This is a genomic window from Leclercia sp. 29361 (assembly GCF_011290365.1).
GTDB classification, from domain to species: Bacteria; Pseudomonadota; Gammaproteobacteria; order Enterobacterales; family Enterobacteriaceae; genus Enterobacter; species Enterobacter tamurae.
Genome location: NZ_CP049786.1, coordinates 553,138 through 570,903, shown reverse-complemented (window position 1 = coordinate 570,903; position 17,766 = coordinate 553,138). Strand labels below are relative to the sequence as shown.

Genomic DNA, 17,766 nt, shown 5'->3' with positions numbered 1-17,766 from the left:
TTAAAATCACGGGAGGGTTGTCGCCCTCCTGATATTTATATTATCCACTCGGGATATTAATTATTTGCCGCGACCCGCGTCTTGCCGTAGGGGCACTTTTTAAAAATACATTTTGCCGTAGCAGTGCACGTCGTACTGTCAGGCTCGCGATGGCCGGGGCAGCTGGACATGTTGTGCATCACGCGCCACAGGGTGGGACTGTATTTGTCGATCTGCAAGATATTGATATCGCATAGCTCGTCATTGACGAATAGACGGTTGTAACACACCTCTATTTTGTCGCCGGGTTTAAATAGCTGCTCGCCGTTATACCACAGAATATATTTATGATTGTGCTGAGTAAGAATTTTGGAAAATAACGTTCCAGTAGCCGGACTGGCAATTGTACCCAAAGAGATCCATGTTTTCGAAGCAGTCATAAAATACCTTTTAAACGAGCCATGCAAAATGCGGAAAGCCATACGGTTAATGAGTGTAAAAGAACAATTACCCTATGAGTAATAGGCACAGCCTATCTTTTTAATTGCAATCCATAAGCATCAGATATGACTTAAGTCAAATTTTACAGCCATGCTCATCAGGGCCGTTATTGCGATCAGCCGGGGCCGCGCCTGCCGGGTCGATTGATTTTTCAGCGCAAACAGGGTAGGTTTTGGCCTTAATTCCAGCGCGGATGTGCCGATCTTATGCCTATTATTCAATCTGTTGAACGTGCCTTGCAGATCCTCGATCTGTTTAACGAGCAGGCGACGGAACTCAAAATCACCGACATCAGTAAACAGATGGGCCTGAGCAAGAGCACAATCCACTCGCTTCTCAAAACCCTGCAGCTGCACGGCTATATCGATCAGAATCCGGAGAACGGCAAATACCGCCCAGGCATGAAGCTGGTCGAGCGCGGTCACTTTGTGGTGAGCACCATGGATATTCGCCAGAAGGCGAAGCACTGGCTGACAGAGCTGTCGGAGCGCACCGGCCAGACCACCCATCTGGGCATTCTGGACGGGCGCGAAGGGGTCTATATCGAGAAGATTGAAGGCAAGCTGGCGGCCATCGCCTACTCGCGCATAGGCCGTCGCCTGCCGGTGCACGCCACCGCCATCGGCAAGGTGTTGATCGCCTGGCTGAGCGACGCCGAGCTGAACACCCTGCTGGAGGGTTATCAGTACACCACCTTTACTCCCGCGACCCTGGCCTCACGCGAGGCGCTGCTGGCCGCGCTGGCGCAAACCCGCGAGCAGGGTTATGCCCTCGACAGCGAAGAGAACGAGCAGGGGGTGCGCTGCGTGTCGGTCCCGGTGCGCAACCACGAATCCCGGGTGATCGCCGCCCTTAGCCTGTCGACCCTGACCTCGCGTGTTGATGATGCTGAACTGACCCACTTCCGCGAGCAGTTGCAGGAGGCCGGGCGCCAGCTCTCACGCGCCCTGGGCTACCCGGCCTGAGCCGTTATACCGGCTCGTAGGTGAAGTAATCAAAATCAGCGTGGCAGCCGTCACCGCTGATGTCCTCGCAGTGCAGCCCCACAAAGGCGCCGGTGAAGAAGCCGCGCCCGCCGATATAATCATCCGACAGTTTCCACGCCTCATACGTGACGGGCACGGTGTGCCACTGCTCCCCGTCAAAGGAGTAACTGTAGCGATAGACCAGTTTATCCACTTCCACGCGCAGCCAGATGCTCTTTGCGCTCTCCGGCACCGGAATAGGCTGCTCGTGCAGCGGCCACGACGGCACGTTGTGGTCAAGCTGGATAACCTTGATGGTTCTGCCCTGCCCCTCCTCGAAATCGACAAAGCAGTAGCTCCAGTTTTTGCTGTTGTAGTAGCAGGTCAGGCCCGCGCTCTGCTGGAAGTGACGCGGGGCGAACTCCATCCGCGTTTCCGCGCGGAAGGCAAAGTGCTGCCAGCGGCGCGCCACGGTGGACTGGGTGAAGGTCGAGTTGAGGGAGTCGTTGCCGTACAGGCGTAAAAAGCCTTTACGCGCCCGCAGGGAGCCGAGGCTATCGTCGAACGGAATGCGCAGGGTCTGTAACTCCGGATCGAGGCGCTCGCCGTCGAAATCATCCCGCCAGTCGGGCTGCACCGCGCCCGGACTCTCGGTCATCTGCGGGCCCGGCACCGTCAGCTGGGCGTGTTTACCCCCTTCCACGTACGGCCAGCCGTCGCGCCACTCGATGCGTGCGATCCCTGTCTCACGCCCCAGGGAGCAATATCCGCGCCCACCGGAGGCCAGCAGCGGAATGCCCGGCAGACGCTGCGGGCGGCTGGTGAGCCAGGCCATATACCACTCCCCGGTGTGGGTCTGGAGCAGCGAGCCGTGCCCGCTTTTTTGCAGCGGGTTCTCCGGCAGATGCCAGCTGGTCATCATCGTCACCTCCGGGTGCAGCTCGTACGGGCCGTCCAGCGTTTTTGCCCGCAGCACCACCACCGCGTGCTCGTAGCTGGTGCCCCCTTCGGCGACCAGCAGATAGTACCAGCCGTCCTTGCGGTAAATATGCGCCCCTTCGGTGTAGCACAGCGGCGTGCCGGTGAAGAGGGTTTTACGCTCAGGCGACAGGGTGCGGGTCTGCGGATCAAACTCCTGCATCACGATGGTGTTATGCGGGTTGCTGTGATGACGCGGCCCCCACGGGCGGTAGATGTAGTATTTGCGGCCATCGTCGTCGTGGAACAGGGAGGGATCGAACCCGCCGTTGCCCATCGGGATCGGCTCGCTCCACGGGCCTTCGATGGAGGGGGCGGTCACCAGGAAGTTACGCCCGTTTTTCCACGGCGAATCGACAATTTTCACATCGGTGTAGAGCAGCCAGAACTGCCCGTCGGCGTAGCTCAGGCATGGCGCCCAGATGCCGCCGGAATCGGGGTTGCCCTTCATATCCAGCATCGACACGCGATCCAGCGGGGTGCTCACCAGCCGCCAGTTTTTCAGGTCGCGGGAGTGGTAAATCCGCACCCCCGGGAACCACTCAAAGGTCGAGGTGGCAATGTAGTAATCCTCGCCCTGACGGCACATCGACGGGTCCGGGTTGAAGCCGGTCAGAATCGGGTTGGTAATGGTGTACATAGTGCCTCCTCCTTAATGAGATGGTGCCGTCGCCGCGTCGGGGATCGCCTCGCCCTGCGCCGCGCGATGCTTGAGTAACTGCTGGCTGATGGCCTCCACTCGCGCATCCGAGAGCTTATAGAACGACAGCATGGTAAACATGCCCACGTAGAGCACCACCGGCACCACGCAGAACAGAATTTTGATGGTGGTTAACACCTCAACCGGCTGGACGCTGTTACCGGCGGAGTAGTTGACGTACGCCAGGATCCAGCCCACCACCGCGCCACCAATCGCCAGGCCAATCTTCAGGCTGAACAGGTAGGTCGAGAACACCAGCCCGTCGAGACGGCGGCCGCTGCGGCTCTCTTCGTAATCCACCACGTCGGAGGCCATCAGCCACTGCAGCGGCGTGGTGGTGTTAAAGACAAACAGGAACAGAATGTTGAGGGCAAAAATCAGGGCCATATGTTCGGCCGGGGTGAAGAAAATCAGCAGGCTGATCAGGGAGTAGATAACGATAATCCACTTGAAGGCCTTCACCCGGTCGAAACGCCCCAGCAGGCGGGAGGAGCAGAGCGAGCCAAACATGGTGGCGATGCTGCCGTACAGCAGGAACTGGGTCGCCATCTCCGGATGGTCCATCACATATTTCACGAAGTAGAGCGTCGCCCCGCCGCGCACCACGTTGGAACAGGTGGCCATCATCTTGAAGGCGCACATGATCCGCCACTGGCTGTTGCCGAGCAGCAGTTTGAGATCTTTTGCTACCGACGATCCCGGCTGCACCTCAAAGGTGTAGCGCTCTTTGGTGGTGAAGAAGCAGACGTACAGCAGCACCACGCCGCGGCGAGGAAGAAGCGCCACGACTGCAGGGCATGACGCTCTTTCGGATCGGCGGTGATCACCCCTGGCATGGCGCAATAGGGCACGTTCACGAAGGTGTAGACCAGGGTCAGCAGGATGTAGGTGACGCAGGCGTAGATAATTTTGCCGTTGGCGGAGAAATCCGGGGTGTAGAAGGTCAGCATACAGACGATGCCAAACGGGATCGCCCCCCACAGCAGGAACGGGCGGAACTGGCCGTGACGGGTGCGGGTGCGGTCCACCAGCAGCCCCATCAGCGGGTCGGTCACCGCATCCAGCACGCGGGAGACTAAAAACAGCGTCCCCATGATGCCCGCGGAGAGGCCAAACACATCGGTATAGAAATAGGCCAGCAGGAACATGGTCGCCTGCCAGACAAAGCCGCAGGCGGTGTCACCCAGCCCGTAGCCAATTTTATCTTTCATGGTTAATTGCATCATAAGATATACACCCTTATTTCGTGTGCTGAATTACAACATCGTGTTAATGGAGTGTAATAAGCTGTTCAATTAACCAGCAATGGTCATATCTTGTTTCTGAATTATGTAATTTTGCTTTTGTGATGCCACGCGATATATATCAACCTATTGTTTTAAATGATAAATAAAAACAAACGAAAACAGCCCGCGGGATATTTCCCGCAGGCTAAAACGGTTAAAAATATAATTACAGTCCGAGCGCTTTTTTACCGGCGTTAATTACCTCGATAATTTTATCGGTATCGTAAATACAGCCTTTCCAGGTCCCGCCGCTTACCGACTGTAATGCTGCCCACAGGCGGGTATCGTCGGGTAAAAAGTCATGGGCGTGCAGTTCCGGGTGTGGCTGACGACGCGCCAGCTCCATCGCCCCCGCTTCCGGGGTGAGCGGTGCCAGTGGTGTGCCGATAAAGTTGACGCTGCCGGTCAGGAAGAGGCGATCCACCGCGATCTCGATGATGTCGTTATCACGCAGTTTACCAATCGGCCCACCCGCCAGCGCTTCGGGGGCGACATGGCCAAAACAGGCCCCGGTGGAGACACCCGAGAAGCGGGCATCGGTGATCAGCGATACGGTTTTACCCCAGGAGACATGCTTGAGCGCCGAGGTCAGCTGGTAGGTCTCTTCCATCCCGGTGCCGGATGGCCCGCCGCCGATCACCACCATGATATCGCCCTGCTCGATCTCGCCGCTTTTAATCGCCTTGATCGCCCGGGCTTCCGAGACAAACACCTTCGCCCGGCCGGTATGGCGGTAAACGCCATCTTCACCCACTACCGACGGGTCGATCGCCGTGGCCTTGATCACCGATCCTTCCGGGGCGATGTTGCCCACCGGGAAGGCCACCGTGGAGGTGAGCCCGCGGGCTTTGGCGCGGTCCGGGGGCAGGATCACGTCGTCTGGCTCCACGCCGTCCTGCTCCCGCAGGCACTGGCGGAAGCGCTCCCGCCGCTCGGAGGCCTGCCACCAGTCGAGGTTCTCCCCTACCGTCTGGCCGGTAACGGTCATGGCATCCAGATGCAGCAGACCGAGGTCGCGCAGATGGAGCATCACCTCCGGCACGCCGCCCGCAAGGAACGCCCGCACCGTTGGATGATAATCCGGCCCGTTGGGCAATACGCTCACCAGCCGCGGCACCTTGCGGTTGATGCGCGTCCAGTGCTCGACGTCCGGGATAGTGCAGCCCGCCGCATGGGCGATGGCCGGGATGTGCAGCAGCAGATTGGTGGAGCCGCCGAATGCGGCATGGATCACCATCGCGTTCTCAATGGCTTTGTCGGTGAGGATATCGCGGGTGGTAATGCCGCGGTTATCCAGGTCAAAGACCGCCCGCGCGGACTGGCGGGAAATCTCCAGCCATACGTCCTGCCCCGACGGAGCCAGCGCGGAATGCGGCAGCGCCAGGCCTAAGGCTTCGGCCACCACCTGGGAAGTGCCTGCGGTGCCGAGGAACTGGCAGCCACCGCCTGGGGAGGCGCAGGCCCGGCAGCCCAGCTCGGCGGCCTCCTGCAAGGAGAGTTCATGGTTGGCGTAACGCGCCCCGATGGTCTGGACCTTCCCGGCATCCTCGCCGAAAGTTGGCGGCAGCGTGGCGCCGCCCGGCACCAGAATGGTCGGCAGGTTGTGCATCGCTGCCAGCGCAATCATGGTGGCGGGCAGGCCTTTGTCGCAGGTGGCGACGCCAATCACCGCCCGGCGCGTGGGCAGGGAGCGGATAAGACGGCGAAAGACGATGGCCGCATCGTTGCGGTACGGCAGGGAGTCAAACATGCCGTGCGTGCCCTGGGAGCGGCCGTCGCACGGGTCGCTGACAAACGCCGCAAAGGGGATCCCGCCGTTACGGGTGATCTCTTTTGCCGCAGCCTGCATCTGCAGGCCAATCTCCCAGTGTCCGGTGTGATAGCCCAGCGCCACCGGGCGGCCATCGCCCGCGCGGATCCCGCCCTGGGTACCGATAATCAGCACCTCTTTGCCGGTGAGCTTATTGGCATCCCAGCCCATCCCGGCGTTCTGGGTCATACCAAACAGGTTGCCGCTCGGGGATTCCATCAGCATCTGCGGGGTCAGGGGCAGCGCCCCCTGTGGCCCGGCGGCGTGAGTGATCACCGAATAGAAGGCATCATCCTGCGGGGTAAAAATCGTTTCTATCGACATCGTGACCTTCCGGTTCAGCAGAGCTTGAGCTGTTGCAGCAGCGCTTTCAGCTGCGCCTTGCGCGGTTCATCCAGCGGCCCGGCAGGCGGCAGCACATGGGTAGAGACCGGACGCACGCAGAGCGCAATCGCCTCTTTAATCACGTTCACAAACGGGGCATCCAGCTGATACATCTGCGGGATTTGCAGCATGGTCTGATGATAGTGCGCCGCCTGCGCCAGGTCGCCGTCGCGGAAGGCCTGCAGCAGATTCACGGAGATCTGCGGGGCAAAGTTACCGCTGGCTGAGATCGCCCCGTCGCCGCCCAGCAGCAGGGTATTGAACAGGTGATCGTCATAGCCGCACAGCACCACAAAGTGCGGGTGCGCCGCTTTAACGGTGAGGATCATGCTGCGCAGATGGGCCACGGAATCAATGGTGTCTTTAATCCCGACGATATTGCGGCGGGAGTCCACCAGGGTTTTCACCAGCGCCGCGGTCAGATCCTGCCCGGTCAGCGCCGGGAAGTTATAGAGGATCACCGGCAGGGTGACGCTGTCGGCTACCTGTTCGAAGTAGCGGATCAGGTTCGCTTCCGACACTTTCCAGTAGTAGGGGTTGATCACCACGATGCCGTCCGCACCCGCGTTTTGGGCGTGCTGGCTGAGCTCGATGGTTTCCCGGGCGTTGGTGCCGCCGGTGCCGATCAGCACCGGTACGCGGCGATCCACATGGGCAATCGCGAATTCGGCAATGGCTTTACGCTCGTCGGTGTTGAGCTGGGAAAACTCGCCCCCGCTGCCGAGAAAGAACAGGCCATTGACGCCGGCGTCGATCATGCTGTCGATTAACGCGGCGGTACCGGCTTTATCCAGGGCACCGTCGGCGCTAAAGATAGTGGAGACGGGGGGAATAATCCCCGAGAACTGTTGAGTCTGCGGCATGCGATCTCCTTGCTGATTCATTTTGTTCTACATTATAGAACAGTGTTCGTTTATTTAACGATCATACTATGACGCAGAAAAAGCGCAGGTAAATGAGAGGAGAACAGGGAGTGCGGGAAATTTAAGCTGGATCACAATTATTTCCCCTCACCCCGGCCCTCTCCCCAAAGGGGCGAGGGGGAAAAGACCGCACCGTGCAGTCCCCTCTCCCCTCCGGGGAGAGGGTTAGGGTGAGGGGGAAGGTATTACCCCACCAGCATCTTAACTACCACCTTGCGCACCTGCGCCGGATTACCCACCGCGCACAGCGGTTTGTGGACTTCGCCCGGGTAAAACACTACGAAGTCGCCTTCACTCAGCACCACGGTTTTCTCCTGCTCGCCGCTCGGCAGAAACGCGATATCTTTATCCGCCAGCCAGTCGGTGTCCGGCGTGCCGTTTGGCAGGGTGCTGAAGGTCATCCCTTCCTGGCCTTTCAGCACGATCTGGATGTCCAGATAACGGGCGTGATACTCCGCGCGACGCTCTTCGAACGGCTGGGTCATGTCCTCAGAAACCAGGAAGAACAGATTGTTGCCGTCGATATCGTGCTTACCGGTTGGGGTCGCGTCTGATACATGCGCTTTAACGTGTTCAATCGCCTGACGCAGCTCCTGCGGCAGCCAGGACTGGAGGTTGTGAATGTTGCCTACGATCATGGTGAAATCCTCAATATAAAACATCGTTTCATTTTCAACTTTTATACGAGAAATTCAGCTGCCATACCACCCCTTTTTGTCCGGGATTTGCTCTTGCGCATAACCATGCACGCGGAAACCTTTACGTTGCTTAAAGTGTGCATTATTCGCTTGATCCGCGATTCAGGCTGCGTATAATGCCCCACAATTTGCCAGGAGGAAGCATGGTCAAACATGGTCGACAGAGTGCCGTAGCGCGTCTTAAAACAGACGCTGGCCTGCCGTTTTTCTTCCCGTTGCACCCCCTATTCCAGAAGCCCCTCATTTGAGGGGCTTTTTTTTGCCCGGCGTCAGGAGATAAAAATGAATCCGCTTTATCAAAAACACATCATTTCCATCAACGACCTCAGCCGTGAAGAGCTGGAGCTGGTTCTGGCAACCGCGGCAAAACTGAAGGCCAATCCACAACCCGAGCTGCTGAAGCACAAGGTGATCGCCAGCTGCTTCTTTGAAGCCTCCACCCGTACCCGCCTGTCGTTCGAGACCTCCATCCACCGTCTGGGCGCCAGCGTGGTGGGCTTCTCCGACAGCAGCAACACCTCGCTGGGCAAAAAAGGCGAGACTCTGGCGGACACCATCTCGGTGATCAGCACCTACGTCGACGCCATCGTGATGCGTCACCCGCAGGAGGGCGCCGCGCGTCTGGCGACCGAGTTCTCAGGCGGCATTCCCGTGCTGAACGCCGGGGACGGAGCGAACCAGCACCCGACCCAGACCCTGCTGGATCTGTTTACCATTCAGGAGACCCAGGGCCGCCTGGAGAACCTGAACATCGCCATGGTCGGCGACCTGAAATATGGCCGCACCGTCCACTCCCTGACCCAGGCGCTGGCGAAGTTCAACGGCAACCGCTTCTACTTTGTCGCCCCGGACGCGCTGGCGATGCCGCAGTACATCCTCGATATGCTCGATGAGAAAGGCATCCAGTGGAGCCTGCACGCCAGCATCGAAGAGATGATGGCCGAGGTGGATATTCTCTATATGACCCGCGTGCAGAAGGAGCGTCTGGATCCCTCGGAGTACGCCAACGTCAAGGCACAGTTCGTTCTGCGTGCCAGCGACCTCGAAGGCGCGCGCAGCAACATGAAGGTGCTGCACCCGCTGCCGCGTATCGATGAGATCACTACCGATGTAGATAAGACCCCGCACGCCTGGTACTTCCAGCAGGCCGGGAACGGCATCTTCGCTCGCCAGGCGTTACTGGCACTGGTTCTGAATCGCGACTTAGCTCTGTAAGGGGAAATGACCATGACACACGATAACAAACTCCAGGTCGAAGCCATCAAACGTGGCACCGTAATTGACCATATCCCTGCGCAGGTGGGCTTTAAGCTGCTGACCCTGTTCAAACTGACCGAAACCGACCAGCGCATCACCATCGGCCTGAACCTGCCTTCCGGCGAGATGGGCCGCAAGGATCTGATCAAAATTGAGAACACCTTCCTGACCGACGAGCAGGTTAACCAGCTCTCCCTGTACGCGCCGGACGCCACCGTGAACCGCATCGACGACTACGAAGTGGTGGGTAAATCCCGTCCGAGCCTGCCGGACCGCATTAACGGCGTGCTGGTGTGCCCGAACAGCAACTGTATCAGCCATGCTGAGCCGGTAAACTCCAGTTTTGCAGTGAAAAAACGCGCCAATGACATCGCACTCAAATGTAAATACTGCGAAAAAGAGTTTTCCCATAATGTGGTGCTGGCCAACTAATCGCAGTGGTAATGCATGCCTGCCTCTCTATAATGGCAGGCATATTCATAACGCTGTTATTCAGGAGAAATCATGACCAAAGTACTCGCGACGGAAAATGCACCTGCAGCTATCGGCCCATACGTTCAGGGCGTTGATCTTGGCAGCATGATCATCACCTCCGGCCAGATCCCGGTGAACCCAAAAACCGGTGACGTGCCGGAAGACGTCTCTGCGCAGGCGCGTCAGTCGCTGGAAAACGTCAAAGCGATCGTCGAATCCGCTGGCCTGAAAGTGGGCGATATCGTTAAAACAACGGTATTCGTGAAAGATCTCAACGACTTCGCCACCGTTAACGCCACCTACGAAGCTTTCTTCACCGAGCACAATGCGGGCTTCCCGGCGCGCTCCTGCGTGGAAGTGGCGCGTCTGCCAAAAGACGTGAAAATCGAAATTGAAGCGATTGCCGTGCGTCGCTAATAGTTGATTTTGATATGCAAAAGGCAGCCTGAGCTGCCTTTTTTATTTCCTGAATACACAGAGCGAAATAACCTTCAAGCATTTTCATTATTCTTTTTCATCGCAGCTTGAAATGACTAATTTTTTATTCCGGACGACACTAGCCGTGCCCAAAAAGCATTAATCCCTTTTAATGGAATAAAAAATGAAACTGTCTAAAATTGCACTGGCACTTGCCACACTCACGGTTGCTTCCTCGGCTTTAGCTCATGGTTATGTAGAATCTCCAGCCAGCCGCGCTTATATGTGTAAGCTCGGTAAAAATATTGATTGCGGTTCCGTACAGTGGGAACCACAGAGCGTAGAACGCACCTCCGGCTTCCCGACTGGCGCACTGCCACCGGATGGACAGCTGGCCAGCGCCGGTATTTCCCAGTATTCTCAGCTGGATCGCCAGAGCCTGAACGCCTGGACTAAAACACCTATTACCGCAGGTAAAAATACTTTTACCTGGTATCACACCGCGCCACATAAAACGTCTAACTGGCGCTGGTATATTACTAAGCAAGACTGGAATCCAAATAAACCGCTGACCCGCGATCAATTTGAATCCACCCCATTCTGTACGGTGAATGGTAATGGCCAGGCACCTGCTGTTCGCCAGGAAATGAATTGTAATGTTCCAGAGCGTACTGGCTACCAGGTTATTTACGCGGTATGGGAAATTGCCGATACCACTAATAGCTTCTACCAGGCGATCGACGTTGATTTCGGTAACGGCGGCAACGTCACCCCAGACGAAACCCCCGCAGTAGTTTCCGAGTGGACCAAAACGCTGGATGGCCAGATCTCTGGTAACAACATCAACGCAGGCGACAAAGTTATCGCTCGCTTCTTCGATGCGAACGGCGAAGTCACTTCCCTGCGCACCGAACTGACTGTCTCCTCTGCGTCTCAGGGCCAGGCAAGCCAGTGGTCATTCGACCTGGCACAGGCGATCAACGCGGCTCACAGCGATGTGCGCGTCGGTATGAAAGATGAAAGCGGTGTGGTTAACCCGGTTCACGGCGCGAACAACGTCTACGTGAAAGACGGCAGCACCCTGAAATCTGTCGCGGTCTCTTATGAAGAGCAGCAGACTCAGGCCAGCGAAGATATCGCTGTGTCTAACGTGCAGTTCAGCAAAATCAAAGATGGCGCAGCAACCGTAACCTTCCACGTCAACACCCAGGGTGATGTAAACCTGGAAGCGCGTGTGATGAACCACGCCGGTGCTGAAAAAGGCTATGTGAAGCAGGACATGAATAACGCCAACCAGGACGTTACCATGACCCTGACTGACGTGACCCCAGGTCACCACATGCTGAAATACTTCGCGACCAACAAAGATGGCGTACTGTTCGCGCAGGACGTGATTGACATGATGCTGGAAGGCGAAGCGTCAAACACCGACAACGGTGCAGCGGGTAACTACGAGTTCACCTTCCCACAGAACATCGCTTCCTACAAAGCGGGTACCGTGGTGCTGCAGCCAAAAAATGGCAAAACGTACCAGTGTAAGCAGGCGCCATACAACGGTTACTGCGTGCAGTACGCAGCCGGCGCTAACCAGTTCGAACCGGGCGTAGGTTCCCACTGGCAGATGGCGTGGACCCTGAAGAAGTAAGGTGTCCTGATGTCCGGCAAACAGGCTTGTGCGGTCTGTTTGCCGGGTGGCGGCTTCGCCTTACCCGGCCTACGGGTTGGTGCGGTTTGTTTGTCCGACAAACGGAACCGTACGGATTTTGTAGGCCCGGTAAGCGTAGCGCCACCGGGCATTTTTTACTGATTGCGCGTCGCGCGCAGCAGTTTCTCCAGCGGGTAAACCGCTGCAATCACCACTTCATCCTGAATCTGCGCCGCCTTATCCAGCTCGCTTTGAATCGACGCAATCTCGGTATCATCCAGCGTCCCCTGACGCGCCACCAGATCGGTTAAGCGCAGCCCAATTGCCGCCAGTTTATCCACCGTCTGAATCACCGGCTTCATCGTTTTTAACTGATAGCTGCTTTCGGCCAGCGCCAGCGCGTCCGGAGTATTGCTCTGCCAGCGGGTAAACAGATGACGCAGCGCCTCCGCGCTTTCACTCTCTTCCGCATCGCTTACCAGCCGCTCGGCCCAGCGGTTCATCTGCCGCACGGTGTTGCTTTCCGGCGCCAGGGCATCCGCCAGGCGGTTCAGCGGCTCAAACAGATCGTAGTTCCCGGCCTGGAACTTGAGATGATTGCGGGTGTAATACTGAGCAGGCTCCAGCGCCTGGGCGAGGATGTTCAACGCCATGGTGTCGGTGGTGTTCCCCAGACGGGTGAACTGCACCTGCTGGCGGGCATGCTGCTGTAGCCCCACCGAGACCGTCGACCAGCTGTCCATCGCCTGCAGGCGGGTGTACATGTTATCCACATCGTTCACCTCCTGCGCCGACCACAGCCGCTCCGCCACCGCAAACGCCCGCGGCCACAGCTTGATATCCAGCACCGGGGCGGCGACGTTTTCTGCCCACAAGGCCGCCTCGCCGCCCAGCAGATTGGCCTGCTGGCTGGCATCCGGCACCGCCGGGGCGATCCCTGCCGGCACCGCATCCAGCCGCTGGCCGGTCACCGGGTAGCGGCTATTGCCCAGCAGGAAATAGCCCTCAATCTTGTCGTCCTTCACCGTCACCACCGGACGGGTCTCCCCCATCCAGGTATCGACGGTAAAGCTCACCTGGTTGTCGCTGCGCCAGTCGATCTCCTGCACCGCCCGCCGGGATTTGCCAGCGAAATCGATAAACCCGCGCCAGCCCGCGTCGCCTTTCACCAGCGTAAAGCTCCCCTCCAGCGGCTTGCCCTTCAGGCGCGGCAGGGTGAAGGACCAGCTCTGGGCGCTGTCGCGGTCAGTGATCGCGTCCACGTTGTTCAGCCCCTGAGGCACGATCTCATTCCGGTAGTGATAGGCGGTGTACTGGGGTTGATCGAGATAAAAGCCGGTGGAGAGGATCCCTTTGTAGCCCTGCTTCGCCACCTCGCCCAGCGCGTCCTGCCCCTGCCAGGACTGGATCAGGATGCTCTTCGGCAGATCCGGGTGGAAGATCTCATCCCAGCCCACCATCTGACGCTGGTTTTTCTCGAGGATCGTCTCCAGCTTGCGATTGAAATACGCCTGCAACGCGTGGCTGTCGGCCAGCTTGTTGTCGCGCATAAACTGCTGAATGGCCGGGTTGGCTTTCCACTGGCTGTCATCCACCTCATCGCCACCGATGTGCAGATAGGGATCCGGGAAGATCGCCGCCAGTTCGGCGATCATCGCGCTGGCAAAGGTATAAGTGGCCTCTTTGGTGGGATCCATTACCGGCTTGAGCACGCCCCAGTGGCGCTCCATCTCATAGGGACCGGGGGTGCTCATCAATTCCGGATAGGCCACCGCAATGGCCGAGGCGTGGCCGGGCATGTCAATTTCCGGCACCACGCGAACGCCACGCGCGGTGGCGTAGCGCACCACGTCGCGCATCTGATCCTGAGTGTAGAACAGGCCGTCGCTGGCCAGCTCGGTCAGTTTCGGGTAGCGCTTCGAGGCAAAGCGCCAGCCCTGATCGTCGGTTAAGTGCCAGTGCAGGACGTTGAGCTTCGCCGCCGCCATGCCGTCGATCTGACGCTTGATGTCGTCGAGCGGAATAAAGTGACGGGCCGAGTCGAGCAGCAGGCCGCGCCACGGGAAGCGCGGGGCGTCCTCGATAGCGACCCACGGCAGGGAGGTGTTCTCCGGGCCATTCTGGATCAGCTGGAGCAGGGTCTCCATCGCCCGCAGGGCACCGAAGCGGGTGTTAGCGGTGATAGCCACCCCGCTGACGTCGACAGTGAGTGTGTAGCTCTCATCGCTGTCCGGTTTGGGCTGCGGCGCCACCTTACGGGCAATGGCGATGGTCACCGTCGGCTTCTCAGGCTTGTCGGTCTGCGGCCGGAGCGTCCAGCCGGTTTGCAGCGCCACCCGCTGACGCAGACGGGTTACCGCGTCGCCGAGATCGTCCCCGGTGACGCTGACGGAGAAGTTATCGTTGATGACCAGCGCGCCCTGAGTGGCAGGACGTTCGACCTTCGCAGGCCAGGGCATCAGGGGGAGATCGCCTGCCGGGGCGGCAAACGCAGAAAAACCGAGCATAAGCCCGGCGGTCAGGAGGCTGTACCGTAACATGAATGTTCCTTATTTGACGGGCCGAAAAAAGGCAAAACATTCTGTTAACATGTGCGCAAATTAGCGTCAAGCGCGGCGGGTGATGAAGATCACAGGTTGTTGAATTTGGGAGGAAACGGATCCCTCTCCCCTCACCCTAACCCTCTCCCCATAGGGGAGAGGGGATTGCACGGAGCCGTCTTTTCTCCCTCGCCCCTTTGGGGAGAGGGCCGGGGTGAGGGGTAAGGTTTCACTGCCACCCATACCGGCGGCTATAGAACCCTTTCACCATCTGGGTCAAAACCATGTACCCGGTAAGGATCGCCACCAGCCACGGGAAGTAGCTCAGCGGCAGCGCCTGCAATTGCAGATACCCCGCCAGCGGCGAGAACGGCAGCGCGATGCCGAGCACCATCACCAGCCCCGTCATTACAATCAGCGGCCAGGCGGCACGGCTCTGCAGGAACGGAATGCGCCGGGTGCGGATCATATGCACAATCAGGGTCTGCGACAGCAGTCCGACCACGAACCAGCCGGACTGGAACAGGGTCTGCTGATCCGGGGTGTTGGCGTGGAACACAAACCACATCAGGCAGAAGGTCAGAATGTCGAAGATCGAGCTGATCGGACCGAAAAAGAGCATGAAACGGCCAAGTTCTGCCGGCTCCCAGCGTTGCGGCTTCTGGATCTGCTCCTCGTCGACGTTATCAAACGGGATCGCCACCTGGGAGACATCGTACATCAGGTTCTGGATCAGCAGATGCAGCGGCAGCATCGGCAGGAACGGCAGAAATGCGCTCGCCACCAGCACGCTAAAGACGTTGCCGAAGTTGGAGCTGGCGGTCATTTTGATGTACTTGAGCATATTGGCGAAGGTGCGGCGACCTTCGATCACCCCCTCCTCCAGCACCATCAGGCTCTTCTCCAGCAGAATGATATCCGCCGCTTCCCGGGCGATATCCACCGCGCCGTCGACGGAGATGCCGATATCCGCCGCACGCAGCGCCGGTGCATCGTTGATGCCATCCCCCATAAAGCCCACCACATGCCCCTCGCGCTTTAGCAGGGTGACGATGCGCTCTTTATGCATCGGGGTCAGGCGCGCAAACAGCGTGGTGCGCTTAGCCAGAGACGCCAGGTCGTCGTCGGAGAGCGTTTCGATCTCGCTGCCCGTTACCACCTCGCCCGGGTCCAGCCCCACTTCACGGCACACTTTCGCCGCCACCAGCTCGCTGTCGCCGGTAAGGATTTTCACCGTAATGCCGCTGGCTTTCAGCGCTTTGAGCGCCGGGGCGGTGGTCTCTTTCGGCGGATCGAGGAAGGCGATGTAGCCCTCGAGGATCAGATCCGATTCGTCGATGCGCTGGTAATCCCCAACGCGGGCCGGCAGGAACTTGCTGGCTACCGCCACCACCCGCAGCCCCTGGCGGTTGAGGTTGTCGGTGACGCGCCGGATGCGGCGCAGCATGCTGTCGTCCAGCGGCACAATTTCACCGTTATGCCACACCTGCGTACATACGATGAGGATCTCCTCCAGCGCCCCTTTGCAGATCAGCTGATGCACGCCCTGCTCTTCGCTCACCACCACCGACATGCGGCGGCGCTCAAAATCAAAGGGGATCTCATCCACCTTCTGCCAGCGGGTTGAGAGGGTACGGGCGGCGGCTTCATCCACCCCTTCCAGCACCGCGACGTCGAGCAGGTTCTTCAGCCCGGTCTGGTAGTGGCTGTTCAGCCAGGCGGTATTCAGTACCCGCTCGCAGACCTTGCCGGAGACGTCGGTATGGTGCTCCAGCACGATCTTGTCCTGGGTCAGGGTGCCGGTTTTGTCGGTGCAGAGGATATCCATCGCGCCAAAGTTCTGAATAGCGTCGAGGTGCTTGACGATCACCTTTTGCTTCGAGAGTTTTACCGCCCCACGCGCCAGGGTCGAGGTGACAATCATCGGCAGCATCTCCGGGGTGAGCCCCACCGCCACCGAGAGCGCGAACAGCGCCGCTTCCCACCAGTCGCCTTTGGTGTAGCCGTTAATCAGCAGCACGATGGGCGTCATCACCAGCATAAAGCGGATCAGCAGCATGCTGACGCGGCCAATCCCCTGCTGGAAGGCGTTGGGCTCGCTCTCCTGCTCGCTGACGCGCCCGGCCAGCTGGCCAAACCAGGTGTTGCCCCCGGTGGCGATCACCATCGCCTGCGCCGTACCGCTGACCACCGTGGTGCCCATAAAGCACAGGGTGTCGCACTCCAGCGGGTTGCTCTGCTGCGGATCGCGGCTGTGGGCGACTTTCTCCACCGGCAGGGATTCACCGGTCAGCGAGGCCTGGGCCACAAACAGGTCCCGGGCCTGGAGAATGCGTAAATCCGCCGGGATCATGTCCCCGGCCGCCAGCTTCACCAGATCCCCCGGCACCAGTTGGTCAATCGGCACCTCCCGCCAGCCGCTTTCGCCTTTATCGTTAAGGGTGCGTAAGACGGTGGCGGTGTTGCTGACCATCGCCTTCAGGGCATCCGCCGCCCGGGTGGAGCGCGCCTCCTGGATAAAATTCAGCAGCGTGGAGATGCCCACCATCAGGCCGATCACCCCGGCGGCAAACAGGTCTTCGGTGGCATAGGAGATAAGGCCCAGCACCGTCAGCAGCAGGTTGAAGGGGTTGCGATAGCAGATCCAGAGATGCACCCACCAGCGGGCCGGTTTTTGCGCCGGGATCTGATTCTCGCCGTGTATGGCGCGGGCGGCATCGACCTCTGCGGCCGTCAGCCCTTCCGGGTGGCTGGTAAAGCTCCGCCACAGCGCGGGCTCGTCCATCGCGGCCACCCGCAGACAGTGGGCGGCAAGCGCACCGGGGATGACGGTATCGGTTTTGCCTGTTGCCATCGGGTCGCGCTGCACCAGACGGCGCGGCAGGTGGCGGCTCAGCCGGGTAAACAGCTGTTGGGTGAAGTTTTTGAACATAATGCGTCTCCCGCCCCCGTAAAAACGGAGGCAGTCTTGCCTTCAGGCGTGACAAAGCCATACCTGAAAGGCGGTATCAGTTATGCAGGGACGCAGAAAAACGTCGCTGCCTTACGCATCCGGTAAGGCAGTGAGAACAGGCTTACCGGAAAGAAAGGGGTCTCCCTGGGGGGAGAGGGGTGGGATCGGGATCCATATCGCCTCCGGTAAGTAAAAAAAGCGTAAGTCGGCGCGCAGTATAGTGTTTTAGCCGTACCGCTCGTGACAATTCGGGCGG

General features: G+C 59.0%; 13 protein-coding genes and 1 pseudogene. 6 read left to right on the top strand and 8 right to left on the bottom strand.

Going from position 1 to position 17,766, the window contains the following annotated elements; translation table 11 throughout:
• Window positions 1-56 precede the first annotated feature (56 nt).
• Window positions 57-419 (bottom strand): hypothetical protein, encoded by a 363-nt coding sequence (locus tag G7090_RS02705; protein ID WP_166181441.1) that lies wholly within the window; start codon window positions 417-419, stop codon window positions 57-59.
• Window positions 420-686: 267 nt separating this feature from the next.
• Here G7090_RS02705 and G7090_RS02700 point away from each other — a divergent pair, with 267 nt between their 5' ends.
• Window positions 687-1,445 (top strand): IclR family transcriptional regulator, encoded by a 759-nt coding sequence (locus G7090_RS02700; protein WP_166181440.1) that lies wholly within the window; start codon window positions 687-689, stop codon window positions 1,443-1,445.
• A gap of 4 nt (window positions 1,446-1,449) precedes the next feature.
• On the opposite strand, the gene G7090_RS02695 is transcribed toward G7090_RS02700, so the two are convergent.
• From G7090_RS02695 to G7090_RS02675, 5 genes and pseudogenes are all read right to left on the bottom strand, one after another.
• A complete protein-coding gene (locus G7090_RS02695) occupies window positions 1,450-3,063 on the bottom strand; it encodes a glycoside hydrolase family 43 protein (protein WP_166181439.1) in 1,614 nt (537 codons plus the stop codon).
• A gap of 12 nt (window positions 3,064-3,075) precedes the next feature.
• Window positions 3,076-4,349, bottom strand: a pseudogene (locus G7090_RS02690) (MFS transporter).
• 226 nt (window positions 4,350-4,575) lie between these two features.
• The gene (yagF, locus tag G7090_RS02685; protein ID WP_166181438.1) at window positions 4,576-6,543 is read right to left on the bottom strand and encodes a xylonate dehydratase YagF; all 1,968 of its coding nucleotides are present in this window, start codon (window positions 6,541-6,543) and stop codon (window positions 4,576-4,578) included.
• Between the two features lie 14 nt (window positions 6,544-6,557).
• Entirely contained in the window at window positions 6,558-7,466 is a 909-nt protein-coding gene (locus tag G7090_RS02680; RefSeq protein WP_166181437.1) for a dihydrodipicolinate synthase family protein, read from the bottom strand.
• A 245-nt stretch (window positions 7,467-7,711) separates the two neighbouring features.
• Window positions 7,712-8,164: a YhcH/YjgK/YiaL family protein gene (locus tag G7090_RS02675; RefSeq protein ID WP_166181436.1), complete on the bottom strand. Its 453-nt coding sequence runs from the start codon at window positions 8,162-8,164 to the stop codon at window positions 7,712-7,714.
• A 203-nt stretch (window positions 8,165-8,367) separates the two neighbouring features.
• Between G7090_RS02675 and G7090_RS02670 the strand changes: the two genes are divergently transcribed.
• The 5 genes from G7090_RS02670 (at window position 8,368) to gbpA (ending at window position 12,017) form a co-directional block, all read left to right on the top strand.
• The gene (locus G7090_RS02670; RefSeq protein ID WP_207630093.1) at window positions 8,368-8,472 is read left to right on the top strand and encodes a pyrBI operon leader peptide; all 105 of its coding nucleotides are present in this window, start codon (window positions 8,368-8,370) and stop codon (window positions 8,470-8,472) included.
• Between the two features lie 34 nt (window positions 8,473-8,506).
• On the top strand, window positions 8,507-9,439 hold the full coding sequence (pyrB, locus tag G7090_RS02665) for an aspartate carbamoyltransferase (RefSeq protein ID WP_106994112.1): 933 nt from the start codon (window positions 8,507-8,509) through the stop codon (window positions 9,437-9,439).
• A 12-nt stretch (window positions 9,440-9,451) separates the two neighbouring features.
• Window positions 9,452-9,913, top strand: coding sequence for an aspartate carbamoyltransferase regulatory subunit (gene pyrI, locus G7090_RS02660; RefSeq protein WP_106994111.1), 462 nt, complete (start codon window positions 9,452-9,454; stop codon window positions 9,911-9,913).
• 72 nt (window positions 9,914-9,985) lie between these two features.
• A complete protein-coding gene (ridA, locus tag G7090_RS02655) occupies window positions 9,986-10,372 on the top strand; it encodes a 2-iminobutanoate/2-iminopropanoate deaminase (protein WP_106994110.1) in 387 nt (128 codons plus the stop codon).
• Window positions 10,373-10,556: 184 nt separating this feature from the next.
• Window positions 10,557-12,017 carry an N-acetylglucosamine-binding protein GbpA gene (gene gbpA / locus G7090_RS02650; RefSeq protein ID WP_166181434.1) on the top strand — a complete coding sequence of 487 codons (1,461 nt, stop codon included), beginning with the start codon at window positions 10,557-10,559 and terminating at the stop codon, window positions 12,015-12,017.
• Between the two features lie 155 nt (window positions 12,018-12,172).
• Here the strand turns inward: gbpA and G7090_RS02645 are convergent, their stop codons facing one another.
• The gene (locus G7090_RS02645) at window positions 12,173-14,557 is read right to left on the bottom strand and encodes a beta-N-acetylhexosaminidase (protein ID WP_166181433.1); all 2,385 of its coding nucleotides are present in this window, start codon (window positions 14,555-14,557) and stop codon (window positions 12,173-12,175) included.
• A 229-nt stretch (window positions 14,558-14,786) separates the two neighbouring features.
• The gene (gene mgtA / locus G7090_RS02640; protein ID WP_166181432.1) at window positions 14,787-17,489 is read right to left on the bottom strand and encodes a magnesium-translocating P-type ATPase; all 2,703 of its coding nucleotides are present in this window, start codon (window positions 17,487-17,489) and stop codon (window positions 14,787-14,789) included.
• Window positions 17,490-17,766 lie beyond the last annotated feature (277 nt).